This is a genomic window from Methylobacterium sp. SyP6R (assembly GCF_019216885.1).
Taxonomy (GTDB): Bacteria; Pseudomonadota; Alphaproteobacteria; order Rhizobiales; family Beijerinckiaceae; genus Methylobacterium.
In genome coordinates this window covers 3,989,523-4,003,610 of the sequence record NZ_JAAQRC020000001.1, presented here as the reverse complement: position 1 = coordinate 4,003,610, position 14,088 = coordinate 3,989,523, and the positions used below count along the sequence as shown (strand labels likewise).

The following is a 14,088-nucleotide window of genomic DNA, read 5'->3' as shown; positions in this document are numbered from 1 at the left end:
CAGGACAAAATTCTTCCGATTCGCGCCGTGCCGCCTCAGCGCCAATAACGCGGCAGCAGCAAGCGCTTGACGGTCCGGGCGGCGCCCCTCGCGGACCCGGATGAGCCGACAATCCTCCTGTCAAGACTTTATCGTACGGTGAAGGTTTGTTAGCCTTTATTGGACGATCACGGGAGGGCACCCATGATAGCGTTGGCGCAGGCATGGCGGGCCGGATTCACCCGGCGCACGCAGCGCACGATCCTGGCCCGCGAGGCCACGATTCGACAGGCCGAGTCCGAACCGCCCGAGTACCACGAGCTCACCGTGCGGGACCTGATCCGCATGGCCCAGTCCGCCCGTGCTGCGACCGAACCGCGGGGCTGACGCCGGCGCGGCCTCGGTCCTGCGAATGCCGAACGGTGGTTTGCAGCTCCGTGTCGGATGACCGAGGCGGGGCGAGGATCACCTCCTCCCGTGTGGGTAGGGGCTCCCGCTCCCCGTCGCTTCCTCCATCGTGTCCTGAGCGGCGCGGCATGGACCGGCGGAACCGGCACGCATCGATGCGGGTTGGGGAGCGGAACGATCCGGCAGGACTGTATTCGAGAGCCGCCCCGGTTCGCGTCGGCGGTCATTGACGACCGCACCGAACCCGGCCCGGAGGTAAGCACTCGAACAAGGTTTCGTGCCTGGCGTCTCACGGGCGTTTCGGTTTTGACCGGCTCCCGGAATCCGCCGCCGCGCGTCTTCGCTGCAATGCACGCAAGATTGTCATGCGCCGCATCATACCCGGGGTGCGTTGGCGCACCCTGACCCCATGCGCGTGCTGCTAGAACACTGGGCACTGTCGCCGTGTGGTGCCACCGTCTTTGGGTGGTAGGCCGAAACTTTTTCTTGCACGGTGACGCGCGGTACGGAACTGTACAAGTTCTTCACCGTTACTGGTTCTCTAGCGTGAGTATGCGTACCCCCCGCCAACCACGGGCCGCGCGCCCGGGGGACCACCATGCCCGATTTCGAGTCACGAAACCTCGACGACGCCGAGAGCCTCGCCCGCCTCGCCGAGCTTCTTCATCCCACCAAGATCGCCCGGGCCGAGGCCAAGGCCCGCGGGCGCCGTCGCGCCGCGGCCGGCTTCCTGCCCGAGCAGGGCCCCGCCCAGAGCGGGCAACCGGTCTCGGTGCTGCAGGACGCCTGATTCACGACCGCCCGAGCTTGCCGTCTACCAGGCCTGCGGGGTGATCACGCCCTTGCTGGTCACGACGACCCAGGATCGGCCGCGGCGCTCGATCGCCTCGACCCGACCGGCACCCGGCAGCGTGTCGCCCGGGCCGACCTCCACGAGCCGGCGGTTGCGGTTCTCGATCATCGCCATACCGTCATAGACGTCACGCAGCACCCAGCCCTCGATGGCGGCGGGCTTGGCGGCGCTGGCCGGCTTGTCGGGCAGGCTGCCGGTCAGGACCGGTTCCGCCGCGGCGACGTGCTTCGTCGGGGCGGGCACGGGAGCGGCGGCAACCGGCGCGGCCGAGACGGGAGCTTGCGCGGTGGGACCTGGTACGACGGAGCCCTGGCGCTTCTCCAGCTTCTCGACGAGCGCCGCGAGGCGGCCGGCCTGCTCGCGGTCGGCATGGTCCTGGCGCTCGGCCATGGCGGTCAGGCGCTCGGCCAGGGCCGCGACCTTGCCGGCGAGGTCGCCGTCCTGGCGCTGCAGCCGCTCCAGGCGCTCGGAGATCTGGCCGAGACGGGCACCGGCCTCGGCGCGGCCCTTGTCGGCGGAATCGTGGGCCTGGATCGTGCGGTCGCGCAGGAGCGACAGGTCGGTGGCGAGCCGCGCGGATTCGGCGGTGCCGGCCTCGATCTGGCTGCCGAGCCGCGTCCACGCGGCCTGCGGGATGCCGGCCCCGCCACCCTGGACAGCCCCCATCAGTGCCACCGTGGCGCCGCCCGCCAGCGCACCGACGCATCCGGCGCAGAGAAACCCCGCAAGCGTCGTCGTCGTCAGCTTCGGCCACCCGGACAAGCCCGCGAAACGGCTCTTGCCCGTCGCGATCTTGCCCGTTGCGATCTTCGCCGTCTCGACCTTGGCCGAGTTGGGTGCCACGTCGTCCGGGGCAGCCGCCGCACCGGCCGGAGCCGGCGCGCCGGCAACGTCGTCCTGATCCACCATGACCCGAGCTTCCCAGAAATCCAGGAAGGATTGGGTAACCATGTTTGCTTAACCATTGGTTACCGCGCTCGGGCGGCACGTGGGGCGGCCCGGGCCGCGCTGGCCCGGGCCGCCTCTACCGCTTACGCCAGCACCGGCAGCACCCGCTCGATTTCGGCCCGGTGCGGCTCGAGGAAGGCCGGGAGCTTCAAGGCCTCGCCCAAGGCCTCCGCCGGCTCGTCGGCGGAAAAGCCGGGCGCGTCGGTGGCGATCTCGAACAGCACGCCGCCCGGCTCGCGGAAATAGACCGAGCGGAAGTAGTTGCGGTCGCGCTGCTCGGTCACCTGCAGGCCCAGCGCCTCCGCCCGCTCCGCCATCTCCGCTTGGCCTGCGTCGTCGGCGGCCCGGAAGGCGATGTGGTGGACCGAGCCGCCGCCGGAGCGCCCGGGCAGGAAGTCGCCGACCTCCCGAAGGGTAACGTGACCGCCGAGCCCGGCCGTACCGGCGTAGCGGGTGAGCGATCCCTCCCGTCCCGTCTCGGCCCAGCCGAACACCTCGGTCAGCACCCGGGCGGTGGGCGCAGCCTGGCGCAGCATCAGGGTCACGCCGTGGAAGCCTCGCACCGCGTGCTCGGCCGGCACCTCGGAGCCGGCCCAGGCCGGCTCGGCCTCCGCGCCGGCGACGCCGACGAGCGCGAGCCGCATCCCGTCGGGATCGCGGAACGGCAGCACCGTCTCGCCGAAGACCTTGGCCGGCGCCTCGAAGGCGATGCCGGCCGCAACCAGCCGATGCGTCCAGTAGCCGATCGAGCCGGCGGGAACCCGGAACGCCGTCTCCTCGGTCTGCCCGATCCCGACCCGGCCGGGGGCGACGTGCTCCCAGGGGAAGAAGGTCAGGATCGTGCCGGGCGCGCCGTCCGCGTCACCGTAATACAGGTGGTAGGTGCCGGGATCGTCGAAGTTCACGGTCTTCTTGACGAGCCGCAGCCCGAGGACGCGGGTATAGAAATCGACGTTCCGCCGAGCCGGCCCCGAGATGGCGGTGACGTGGTGCAAGCCGGCAGAGACGATTCCGGCGGAGGCGGTGGTCATGGTCATGGTCATGGTCGGGAACTCCCGGTGGGCGGGCCGGCGGGGAAAGCCGCCGGGGTCGCCGCGATGGAGACAATCTAGGACTTGCCCCGGCGGCCAGAAATAGAAACAATCGAAACCCATCGTTTCCGGACACGGACCATGCCGCTGCCCGATTTCGAGGCCTGGGCGATCTTCGCCCGGGTGGCGCAGACCGCCTCGTTCTCCCGCGCCGCGACCGAACTCGGCCTGTCGAAGGCCACCGTGTCGAAGGCGGTGAGCCGGCTCGAACGGCGCCTGGGCGCCTCCCTCCTGCACCGCACGTCGCGGCGTCTCGCGCTGACGGAAGCCGGGCGCCTCGCCCTCGACGGTGCCGCCCGCATCCTGGCGGCCGGCGAGGCGGCGGAGGCCGAGGCCCTGGCGCAATCGGCGACGCCGCGGGGGCTGGTTCGCTTCGCCGCCCCGATGTCGTTCGGCCTCGCCCATGTGGCGCCGCTCCTGCCCGACTTCCTCGCCGCGCATCCGGAGGTCGCCGTCGACCTGCACTTGAGCGACGCGCAGGTCGACCTCGTCGGCGACGGCTTCGATCTGGGCCTGCGCATCGCGGCGCTCGCCGATTCGAGCCTGCGCCTGCGCCGCCTCTGCGCCGTCGGCCGCTCGCTGGTGGCGGCTCCCGCCTATCTCGACCGCGCCGGGCGGCCGGAGCACCCGCGCGACCTCGGCAGCCACGCCTGCCTCGGCTACGCCTACCTGCCGAACCCGGAGCGCTGGCATTTTCACGATGCGACCGGCGCCGAGGTCGCCGTGACGCCCGCCGGGCGCCTCAGGGCGAACAACGCCGACGCCTTGACGCCGGCGCTCAAGGCGGGTCTCGGCCTCGCGGTGCAGCCGGATTTCCTGGTCTGGGACGACCTGCGCGCCGGGCGGCTGGAGCGGGTGATGCCGGATTGGTCGCCGCCGCCGGTCGGGCTCAATCTCCTGATGCCGCCGGGCGCCGCCCGGCCGGCCCGGGTCACCGCCCTGGTGGCGTTCCTGGAGCGCCGGCTCGCGGCGGCGCCTTGGGCGACGGCGAATGGGAGACTGGAATCCTGGGGATCGGAGCCTCGGGCCGTCCCCGCAGGCAATAAAATCGACGCGACGTAACAATGCGGCTTTACAACGGCGCCGGAATGGCCGAGGGGGCGCATACGACCTTCGTCGTAGACCGGAGAGCGGGCGCACGACGCGCGCCCGCTCTCCGGTCTGTTAGACTAGGTCGTTGAAATCACCGCATTTTTTGCATCCCGCTTGGGTTCCCCCACGGGCCAAAAGGTGCTCTAAGCTCGGTGCGGGGGCCGAGAGGAAAGAATGCGATGAAGTTCCGCGTCGAGGTCGATTGCACCCCGGTCGAGGCACGCCAGTTCGTGGGTCTTCCCAACGTCGAGCCGCTGCAAGCGGCGGTGATGGCCGAGGTCGAGCGGCGCATGATGGCCGAGATGGACCGCTTCTCGCCCGACGCGATCATGCGCAGCTGGTTCACCGTGTTTCCCCAGGGGGCGGACCAGATGCAGAACATGTTTCTCAAGATGTTCCAGCAGGGCTTCGGCGCGTCTCCGCCGCCGGCCAAGTCCGATTCTCGATCCGAGCCTTGATCCGGGCCTTGCCAAGCCCTGATCCAAGTCGGAACGTCCGGTTCTCACCGGTTCGGAGCCGGTTCCGGTTTTCCGCACCGCAGCAAAACGAAGTGTGCGGATGCTCAGAACGCCGATCGCCGCCGGATGAGCTAAACCCTTGCAATATCAGTCGGGTTGCGAAAGCATAGCGGTGGCACGAACAATGCTGACGCCTGCGGCAGCTCGACTCGCCGATCGAGTATGACCTAAGGGAGGACAACGTGGAACGCAGTCGCGATCTCGACCCGGTCGAGACCCAGGAGTGGCTCGATTCGCTCGACGGCGTGCTGGAGGTCGAGGGCCCGGACCGGGCGCACTTCCTCATCGAGCAGGTCATCGAGGGGGCCCGCAAGAAGGGCGCGCCGGTCCCCTACTCGGCGAACACCGCCTATGTGAACACGATCCCGGCCGACAAGCAGCCCCCCCATCCGGGTGACCGCGCGATCGAGCACCGGATCCGCTCGGCGATCCGCTGGAATGCGATCGCGATCATCCTGCGCAACAACAAGGACTCGTCGGAACTCGGCGGCCATATCGCCAGCTTCCAGTCCGCCGCGACCCTGTACGACACCGGCTTCATGCATTTCTGGCACGGCGCCGAGGGGGAGCGAGGCGGCGACCTGATCTACGTCCAGGGCCACTCCTCGCCGGGCATCTATGCCCGCGCCTACCTGGAAGGCCGCCTGACCGAGGAGCAGCTGCTGAGCTTCCGCCAGGAAGTCGGCGGCAAGGGTCTCTCGTCCTATCCGCATCCCTGGCTGATGCCGGATTTCTGGCAGTTCCCGACCGTCTCGATGGGTCTCGGGCCCCTGATGGCGATCTACCAGGCCCGCTACCTGCGCTACCTGCACCATCGCGGTCTCGCCAATACCGACGGCCGCAAGGTGTGGGCGTTCATGGGCGACGGCGAGATGGACGAGCCGGAGTCCCTCGGCGCGATCTCGCTCGCCTCGCGCGAGAAGCTCGACAACCTGGTCTTCGTCATCAACTGCAACCTGCAGCGGCTCGACGGCCCGGTGCGCGGCAACGGCAAGATCGTCCAGGAGCTGGAGGCCAACTTCCGCGGCGCCGGCTGGAACGTCATCAAGGTGCTGTGGGGCTCGGGCTGGGACCAGCTGCTCGCCCGCGACACCACCGGTATGCTGGCGCGCCTGATGGAGGAATGCGTCGACGGCGAGTACCAGGACTTCAAGTCGAAGAACGGCGCCTATATCCGCGAGCACTTCTTCGGCAAGTACCCGGAGACCGCCGCCCTGGTGAAGGACTGGAGCGACGAGGACATCTGGCGGCTCACCCGCGGCGGCCACGATCCGAGCAAGGTGTTCGCGGCGTACTCCGCGGCCGTGAAGCACAAGGGCCAGCCGACCCTCATCCTCGCCAAGACCGTCAAGGGCTATGGCATGGGCGAGGCCGGTGAGGCGCAGAACATCACCCATCAGCAGAAGAAGATGGGCGAGGCGGTGCTCAAGCAGTTCCGCGACCGCTTCGGCATCGACCTCAACGACGACCAGATCGCCGAGATCCCGTTCATCCGCTTCCCCGAGGGGTCGCCGGAGCACACCTACCTGATGGAGCGCCGCAAGGCGCTCGGCGGCCCGCTGCCGGCCCGCCGCGGCAAGTCTCAGGCCCTGCAGATCCCGCCGCTGGAGGCCTTCTCGGCCCAGCTGAAGGAGACCGCGGGCCGCGAGATCTCCACCACCATGGCGTTCGTGCGGGTGCTCAACACCCTGCTTCGCGACAAGAACATCGGCAACCGCATCGTGCCGATCGTGCCCGACGAGAGCCGGACCTTCGGCATGGAGGGCATGTTCCGGCAGTTCGGCATCTTCAGCCAGGTCGGCCAGCTCTACCGGCCGGAAGACGCCAACCAGCTGATGTACTACCGCGAGGACGAGAAGGGCCAGATGCTCCAGGAGGGCATCAATGAGGCCGGCGCGATGTCGTCCTGGATCGCGGCCGCGACCTCGTACTCGCATTCCGACGCGCCGACGATCCCGTTCTACATCTACTACTCGATGTTCGGGTTCCAGCGCATCGGCGACCTCGCCTGGGCCGCCGGCGACATGCGCGCCCGCGGCTTCATGATCGGCGGCACCGCCGGCCGCACGACGCTGAACGGCGAGGGCCTCCAGCACGAGGACGGCCACAGCCACCTGATCTCGGCCACCATCCCGAACTGCGTCTCCTACGACCCGACCTTCTCCTACGAGGTGGCGGTGATCGTGCAGGACGGCCTGCGCCGGATGTATGCCGAGCAGGAGGACGTGTTCTACTACATCACGGTGATGAACGAGAACTACGAGCATCCCGGCATGCCCGAAGGGGCCGAGGCCGGGATCCTCAAGGGGATGTACCTGTTCCGCGAAGGCAAGGCGGGTGCTGCGAACCGGGTGCAGCTGATGGGCTCGGGCACGATCCTGCGCGAGGTCATCGCCGGGGCCGAGCTCCTGGAGCAGGATTTCGGCATCGCCGCCGACATCTGGTCCTGCCCGAGCTTCACCGAGCTGCGCCGCGAGGCGATGGCGGTGGAGCGCTGGAACATGCTCCACCCGACCGAGCCGCAGAAGACGAGCTACGTCGAGACCTGCCTGTCGAGCCGTCAGGGCCCGGTCATCGCGGCGACCGACTACATGCGCCTCTTCGCCGACCAGATCCGCCCCTACGTGCCGGGCCGCTACAAGGTGCTCGGCACCGACGGCTTCGGCCGCTCGGATTACCGGGTGCGCCTGCGCGAGTTCTTCGAGGTCAACCGCTACTGGGTCGTCGTCGCGGCGCTCAAGAGCCTGGCCGAGGAGGGCGCCGTGCCGGCGGCCAAGGTCGCCGAGGCGATCGCCAAGTACGGGCTGAACCCGGAGAAGCCGGCCCCCTGGACGGTGTGATTGGTCAAGACGTGCGAGGTCCCCTCTCCCGGATGTCCGTTCGGTTTCACACGTCTCCTCTGAGAGCTAACCCCCTGTAAATTCGTGCGCCTTCCCCTCCCCCCTGTGGGGAGGGGTCAGGGGTGGGGGTGGTTCCGCGTAAAGCTATGCGGTGCCTCCTGCACCACCCCCACCTCCAACTCCTCCCCACAGGGGGGAGGAGAGGTGCGCGCCTTCCAGGGGAAGAGAGCAATCAGACCGAGTTGTGGAGATGCGATAGCGGATGCCCTGGCGAGGGCTGCCTCGCGCGTCGGGAATTCCATCTTCGTAAAGACGTATTAAGCAAATCAATCGGGAGAGTGCGCAGTGTCGATCGAAGTCAAGATCCCGGATATCGGTGATTTCAAGAACATCCCGATCATCGAGATCCTGGTGAAGGAAGGCGACACCATCGGGGCCGAGGACCCGATCGTGTCGCTCGAATCCGACAAGGCGACGATGGAGGTGCCCTCCCCGTCGGCCGGCGTGATCGAGAAGATCCTGGTCAAGGTCGGCGACACGGTGAGCGAGGGCAGCCCGGTCCTGCTCCTGAAGGGCGAGTCCGAGGAGAAGGCGCCGGCCGCCGCCGCTGCCGCGACCCCGAGCGCCGGCGCGGCCCCGTCCGCCGACACCGCCGCCCTGATGCCCAAGCAGGAGCCGGATCCGGCCAAGCCCGCCGCTCCCCCGGTCGCCGCCCCGGCTTCCTCGGCCCCGGATTTCTCGAACGTCCATGCCAGCCCCGCCGTGCGGCGGCTCGCCCGTGAGCTCGGCGTCGATCTCAATGGCATCAAGGGCTCCGGCGAGAAGGGACGGATCACCAAGGAGGACGTGAAGGGCTCGCTGGTCCGCTCCGCCGCCCCCGCCGCGGCTCCCGCCGGCGCGGTGGCCACCGGCAGCATGGGCATCCCGGAGATCCCGGCGGTCGACTTCTCGAAGTTCGGCCCGACCGAGGTGAAGCCGCTGCCGCGGATCAAGAAGATCTCCGGCCCGCACCTGCACCGCGCCTGGCTCAACGTGCCGCTCGTCACCCATTCGGACGAGTCGGACATCACCGAGACCGACGCCTACCGCAAGGAACTCGACACCGCCGGCAAGGACAAGGGCTACCGCGTCACCCTGCTGTCGTTCCTGATCAAGGCCGCGGTCTCGGCGTTGCGCCAGCACCCGGAGTTCAACTCGTCGCTGAACCCCGAGAAGGACGCGCTGATCCTCAAGAAGTACTACAACATCGGCGTCGCCGTCGACACGCCGGACGGCCTCGTCGTCCCGGTGGTCAAGGATGCCGACCGCAAGGGCATCGTCGAGATCAGCCAGGAACTCGGCGCGCTGTCGAAGAAGGCCCGCGACGGCAAGCTCGGCAGCGGCGACATGCAGGGCGCCACCTTCACGATCTCGTCGCTCGGCGGCATCGGCGGCACCGGCTTCACGCCGCTCGTCAACGCCCCCGAGGTCGCGATCCTGGGCGTGGTGCGCTCCAAGATGGCCCCGGTGTGGAACGGCTCCGAGTTCAAGCCGCGGCTGATGCTGCCGCTCTCGGTCTCCTACGACCACCGCGTGATCGACGGTGCGCTGGCCGCGCGCTTCACCCGCCACCTCGCCCACGTCCTCGAGGACGTCCGGCGCCTCGTCGTCTGACGAACCCCGCAGCGAGGTGATCCGATGAGCAACGAAGTCCGTCTGCCGGATATCGGCGACTTCAAGAACGTCCCGGTGATCGAGGTGCTGGTCAAGGCCGGCGACACGATCGCGGTCGACGACACCATTGTCGTCCTGGAATCCGACAAGGCGACCATGGACGTCCCCTCCTCCGTGGCCGGCACGGTCAAGGAGGTGAAGATCAAACCGGGTGACGCGGTCACGCAGGGCGATCTTCTCCTGGTGCTGGAGGGCGCCGGTGCCGGCGCCGCACCGGCCAAGCCCGCGGTCGCCGAGAAGGCGGCCCCGGCGGCCTCCGTCGGCGGCTCGCCGCTCGCGGCGGGTACGGGCCAGGCGGGCTACGGCTCGCCCGCCACCGCCGGCGGGCAGGGAGCCTCCGCGGCCCCCGCCCCGAAGGGCGCGGCCCCGGTCTCCGGCGAGGCGATGCGGGCCGAGGTGCTGGTGCTCGGCGCCGGTCCCGGTGGCTACACGGCGGCGTTCCGCGCCGCCGATCTCGGCAAGAAGGTTATCTTGGTCGAGCGCTGGGCGAGCCTCGGCGGGGTCTGCCTCAATGTCGGCTGCATCCCCTCGAAGGCGCTGCTCCACGCCGCCAAGGTGATCGACGAGAGCCAGGCGATGGCCTCGCACGGCATCAGCTTCGCCGCACCGCAGATCGACATCGATCAGTTGCGCAGCTGGAAGGAAGGCGTGGTCAAGCGCCTGACCGGCGGCCTCGGGGGTCTGGCCAAGCAGCGCAAGGTGACGGTGGTGACCGGCACCGCCCGCTTCGTCAGCCCGCACCAGATCGCGGTCGAGCACGAGGGCAAGACGACGATCATCGGCTTCGACAACGCGGTGATCGCCGCCGGCTCCGAGCCGATCAAGATGCCGTTCATCCCGCATGACGACCCGCGGGTGATCGACTCGACCGGGGCGCTCGAACTCGACGGGGTGCCGAAGCGGCTCCTGGTGATCGGCGGCGGCATCATCGGCCTCGAAATGGCGACGGTGTACCACGCGCTCGGCTCCAAGGTGACCATCGTCGAGCTGATGGACCAGATCATCCCGGGCGCCGACAAGGACATCGTCACCCCGCTCTTCAAGCGGATCTCGAAGCAGTACGAGGCGATCCACCTCAAGGCCAAGGTCACGGCCGTCGAGGCGCTGCCGGAAGGTCTCAAGGTCACGTTCGAGGGCGGCTCGGCGCCGGCCACCGACACCTTCGACAAGATCCTGGTCTCGGTCGGCCGCCGTCCCAACGGCAAGCTGCTCGGCGCCGAGGCCGCCGGCGTCGCGGTGGACGAGCGGGGCTTCATCCCGGTCGACAAGCAGATGCGGACCACCGCGCCGCACATCTTCGCCATCGGCGACGTGGTCGGCCAGCCGATGCTCGCCCACAAGGCGGTGCACGAGGGCAAGGTCGCGGCGGAAGCCGCCGCCGGCAAGAACTCGTTCTTCGACGCCAAGGTGATCCCGTCGGTGGCCTATACCGATCCGGAAGTGGCCTGGGTCGGCCTGTCCGAGACCGAGGCCAAGGCCAAGGGCATCAAGGTCGGCAAGGGCGTGTTCCCCTGGGCGGCGAGCGGCCGCTCGCTGTCGCTCGGGCGCGACGAGGGCCTGACCAAGGTGCTGTTCGACGAGGAATCGAACCGCATCGTCGGCTGCGGCATCGTCGGCCCCTCGGCCGGCGACCTGATCGCCGAAGCCGCGCTCGCGATCGAGATGGGGGCGGATGCCGAGGATATCGGGATGACCATCCACCCGCACCCGACCCTATCGGAAACGGTCGGCATGGCGGCCGAGGCCTTCGAGGGCACGATCACCGACCTCTACATGCCGAAGAAGAAGGCGCATTGAGGGGATGGGCGGGGCGGAGATCGCCTCGCCCCGCTTCCAGGCTTTCTCACCGAGGATGCGCATGTCCCCCTCTCCCCGCGGGCGGGGAGAGGGTCGAGCCCCCCTTGTCGGGGGCGAGACGAGGCGGCAGCCGATGGTGAGGGGGTCTCGACGAACGAGACTCTTCCGGAAACACCCCCTCACCCTCGCAGCGAACCTGCGGTTCGCAGCTCACTTCATCGACGACAAGGTCGATGAAGTCCTCTCCCCGCCCGCGGGGAGAGGAGATAACCCGCGCCTCATTCGACATCGTTTGCGTCAGACCGGCTAGGTTCACGTCATCAGCCGTGCGGCCCGGACTTTCCCACCATTGCGCGGCGGGATCAGACCCCAACCTTGAGCGTTGCCATCCCGATCGGCGCCCCCGAATGGCGCCGGCCGGGAGACGGCTCCGCGCGCGCCGCCATCCCACCCATACCGAGGAGGAACCCCCATGGACGAGCAACTCGAGAAGGCCGCCCTCGACTACCACCGCTTCCCGACCCCCGGAAAGATCGCGGTGCTGCCGACCAAGGACATGAGCACGCAGCGCGACCTCGCGCTCGCCTACTCGCCGGGCGTCGCCGCCGCCTGCCTCGCCATCGAGAAGGACCCGGCCCAGGCCGCCGAACTCACCTCCCGCGGCAACCTCGTGGCGGTGATCTCGAACGGCACCGCGGTGCTGGGGCTGGGCAATATCGGCGCGCTCGCCGGCAAGCCGGTGATGGAGGGCAAGGGCTGCCTGTTCCGCAAGTTCGCCGGCATCGACGTGTTCGACATCGAGATCGACGAGACCGATCCGGACAAGCTCGTCGACATCATCGCGAGCCTGGAGCCGACCTTCGGGGGCATCAACCTCGAGGACATCAAGGCGCCCGAGTGCTTCGAGATCGAGACCCGCCTGCGTGAGCGGATGAAGATCCCGGTCTTCCACGACGACCAGCACGGCACCGCGATCATCGCCGCCGCGGCAATCCTCAACGGCCTCGAAGTGGTCGGCAAGCGCATCGAGGACGTCCGCGTCGTCTGCTCGGGCGCGGGCGCCGCGGCCATCGCCTGCCTCAACCTGCTGGTGAGTCTGGGCCTCGACAAGGCCAAGGTGCTGGTCACCGACAGCCGCGGCGTGATCTACCAGGGCCGCAACAACCTCGACGCCCAGAAGGCGCAATACGCGCAAGTCACCGAGGCCCGGACGCTGGCCGATGCCGTGCCGGGTGCCGACATCTTCCTCGGCCTCTCGGCGGCCGGCGCGCTGACGCCCGAGATGGTCAAGGGCATGGCCGACAAGCCCCTGATCCTCGCGCTCGCCAATCCCGAGCCGGAGATCCGGCCGGAAGCCGCCAAGGCGGTGCGCCCCGACGCGATCATCGCCACCGGCCGCTCGGATTATCCGAACCAGGTCAACAACGTCCTGTGCTTCCCGTTCATCTTCCGCGGCGCGCTCGATGTCGGTGCGACCACGATCAACGAGGAGATGAAGCTCGCGGCGGTGAAGGCCATCGCCGAGCTGGCGCGTGCCGAGCAGTCCGACGTGGTGACGGCGGCCTACGGCACGCAGGACATCGCATTCGGGCCCGATTACCTGATCCCGCGCCCGTTCGACCCGCGCCTCATCACCAAGGTGGCGCCCGCCGTGGCGCTCGCCGCCACCGAGAGCGGCGTCGCCACGAAGCCGATGCTCGACGTCGAGGCCTATCGCCGCTCGCTGGAGCGCCTCGTCTACACCTCCGGCACGGTGATGCAGCCGGTCTTCGCCGCGGCCACCGAGGCGAGCCGGACCCGCATCGCCTATGCCGAGGGCGAGGACGACCGCATCTTGCGCGCGGCGCAAGTGGTGGTCGACGAGGGGCTGGCCCGGCCGGTCCTGGTGGGACGCCGCGAGGTCATCGCCGACAAGATGAAGGCCTTGGGGCTTCGCATCGAGGTCGGCCGCGACGTCGACGTGCAGGATCTCGACGACGAGGTTTTTCAGGCCGAGGCCGCGCAGGGCTACTACGCCAAGCGCAAGCGCAACGGCCTGTCGCGCGAGGTCGCCCTGGCTGAGGCGCGCCGCAACCCGACGCTGGTGGGCGCGATGCTGCTCTCCCTCGGCAAGGTCGACGGTCTTCTCTGCGGCGGTACCGGTTCCTACCACAGCCACCTGCGCCACGTGCGCGAGGTGATCGGGATGGCAGCCGGCGTGAAGGCGCTCGCCGCCATGAGCCTGCTGCAACTGCCGCGGCACACGCTCTTCATATGCGATCCCTACATCCATCTCGATCCGGGCGCGGAAGAGCTGGCCGACATGACGCTGCTCGCCGCCGCCGAGATGCGCCGCTTCGGCCAGACCCCGCGGGTGGCGCTGGTCTCGCATTCGAGCTTCGGCACCGCCCGCAATCCGTCCGCCGAGAAGATGCGGAACGCCGTCGCGCTCATCACCGAGCGGGCGCCGGACCTCGAGGTCGAGGGCGAGATGCAGGCCGACGCCGCGCTCAGCCGGCCGCTGATGGAGCGGGTGTTTCCGGAGTCGCGCCTCACCGGGGAGGCCAACCTCCTGGTGATGCCGAACCTGGATGCGGCCAACATCACCCTCAACGCCCTGAAGGTGGTGGCGGGTCAGGGCATCAGCGTCGGGCCGATCCTGCTGGGTGCGGCCGCCCCGGTCCACATCCTCACCCACACCACCACCGTGCGCGGCATCGTCAACATGACGGCGCTGACCGCCGTGGCGGCGGCCGCGCGGGCGGGCTGACTTGAAATCCGGCCGCCGGGCGACCCGGCGGCCGGCCTCGGGATGCAAAGGCGCGAGCACAGAACGCGCAGCGCCGCTCCCGGTTCCCCAGAGGCGCCAT

Annotated in this window: 9 protein-coding genes and 1 pseudogene; 8 read left to right on the top strand and 2 right to left on the bottom strand. The window is 69.1% G+C overall.

What is annotated here, in order from left to right; translation table 11 throughout:
* Positions 1-183: 183 nt before the first annotated feature.
* Entirely contained in the window at positions 184-366 is a 183-nt protein-coding gene (locus HBB12_RS18420) for a hypothetical protein (RefSeq protein WP_236990674.1), read from the top strand.
* Between the two features lie 619 nt (positions 367-985).
* Positions 986-1,177 (top strand): hypothetical protein, encoded by a 192-nt coding sequence (locus HBB12_RS18415; protein ID WP_236990673.1) that lies wholly within the window; start codon positions 986-988, stop codon positions 1,175-1,177.
* A 24-nt stretch (positions 1,178-1,201) separates the two neighbouring features.
* Here HBB12_RS18415 and HBB12_RS18410 read toward each other — a convergent pair whose 3' ends face one another.
* A complete protein-coding gene (locus HBB12_RS18410) occupies positions 1,202-2,149 on the bottom strand; it encodes a hypothetical protein (RefSeq protein ID WP_236990672.1) in 948 nt (315 codons plus the stop codon).
* A 122-nt stretch (positions 2,150-2,271) separates the two neighbouring features.
* Positions 2,272-3,231: a ring-cleaving dioxygenase gene (locus HBB12_RS18405; RefSeq protein WP_442919291.1), complete on the bottom strand. Its 960-nt coding sequence runs from the start codon at positions 3,229-3,231 to the stop codon at positions 2,272-2,274.
* A gap of 129 nt (positions 3,232-3,360) precedes the next feature.
* Between HBB12_RS18405 and HBB12_RS18400 the strand changes: the two genes are divergently transcribed.
* The 6 genes and pseudogenes from HBB12_RS18400 (at position 3,361) to HBB12_RS18375 (ending at position 13,988) form a co-directional block, all read left to right on the top strand.
* The gene (locus HBB12_RS18400) at positions 3,361-4,341 is read left to right on the top strand and encodes a LysR family transcriptional regulator (RefSeq protein WP_236990671.1); all 981 of its coding nucleotides are present in this window, start codon (positions 3,361-3,363) and stop codon (positions 4,339-4,341) included.
* Between the two features lie 209 nt (positions 4,342-4,550).
* Positions 4,551-4,829 (top strand): DUF6489 family protein, encoded by a 279-nt coding sequence (locus tag HBB12_RS18395; protein WP_236990670.1) that lies wholly within the window; start codon positions 4,551-4,553, stop codon positions 4,827-4,829.
* Between the two features lie 242 nt (positions 4,830-5,071).
* Complete coding sequence (gene aceE / locus HBB12_RS18390) at positions 5,072-7,729, top strand: pyruvate dehydrogenase (acetyl-transferring), homodimeric type (RefSeq protein ID WP_236990669.1); 2,658 nt, start codon at positions 5,072-5,074, stop codon at positions 7,727-7,729.
* A gap of 339 nt (positions 7,730-8,068) precedes the next feature.
* A pseudogene (aceF, locus tag HBB12_RS18385) lies at positions 8,069-9,382 on the top strand (dihydrolipoyllysine-residue acetyltransferase); the annotation flags it as partial.
* Between the two features lie 24 nt (positions 9,383-9,406).
* Entirely contained in the window at positions 9,407-11,239 is a 1,833-nt protein-coding gene (gene lpdA / locus HBB12_RS18380; RefSeq protein WP_236990667.1) for a dihydrolipoyl dehydrogenase, read from the top strand.
* A 472-nt stretch (positions 11,240-11,711) separates the two neighbouring features.
* Entirely contained in the window at positions 11,712-13,988 is a 2,277-nt protein-coding gene (locus tag HBB12_RS18375) for an NADP-dependent malic enzyme (RefSeq protein WP_236990666.1), read from the top strand.
* Positions 13,989-14,088: the final 100 nt, after the last annotated feature.

Bases quoted from the DNA above. Each gene is read 5' to 3' on its own strand.
- lpdA (WP_236990667.1), top strand. From the start codon at position 9,407: ATGAGCAACGAAGTCCGTCTGCCGGATATCGGCGACTTCAAGAACGTC.
- HBB12_RS18410 (WP_236990672.1), bottom strand. From the start codon at position 2,149: ATGGTGGATCAGGACGACGTTGCCGGCGCGCCGGCTCCGGCCGGTGCG.
- HBB12_RS18420 (WP_236990674.1), top strand. From the start codon at position 184: ATGATAGCGTTGGCGCAGGCATGGCGGGCCGGATTCACCCGGCGCACG.
- HBB12_RS18415 (WP_236990673.1), top strand. From the start codon at position 986: ATGCCCGATTTCGAGTCACGAAACCTCGACGACGCCGAGAGCCTCGCC.
- HBB12_RS18400 (WP_236990671.1), top strand. From the start codon at position 3,361: ATGCCGCTGCCCGATTTCGAGGCCTGGGCGATCTTCGCCCGGGTGGCG.
- HBB12_RS18405 (WP_442919291.1), bottom strand. From the start codon at position 3,231: ATGACCATGACCATGACCACCGCCTCCGCCGGAATCGTCTCTGCCGGC.
- HBB12_RS18395 (WP_236990670.1), top strand. From the start codon at position 4,551: ATGAAGTTCCGCGTCGAGGTCGATTGCACCCCGGTCGAGGCACGCCAG.
- HBB12_RS18375 (WP_236990666.1), top strand. From the start codon at position 11,712: ATGGACGAGCAACTCGAGAAGGCCGCCCTCGACTACCACCGCTTCCCG.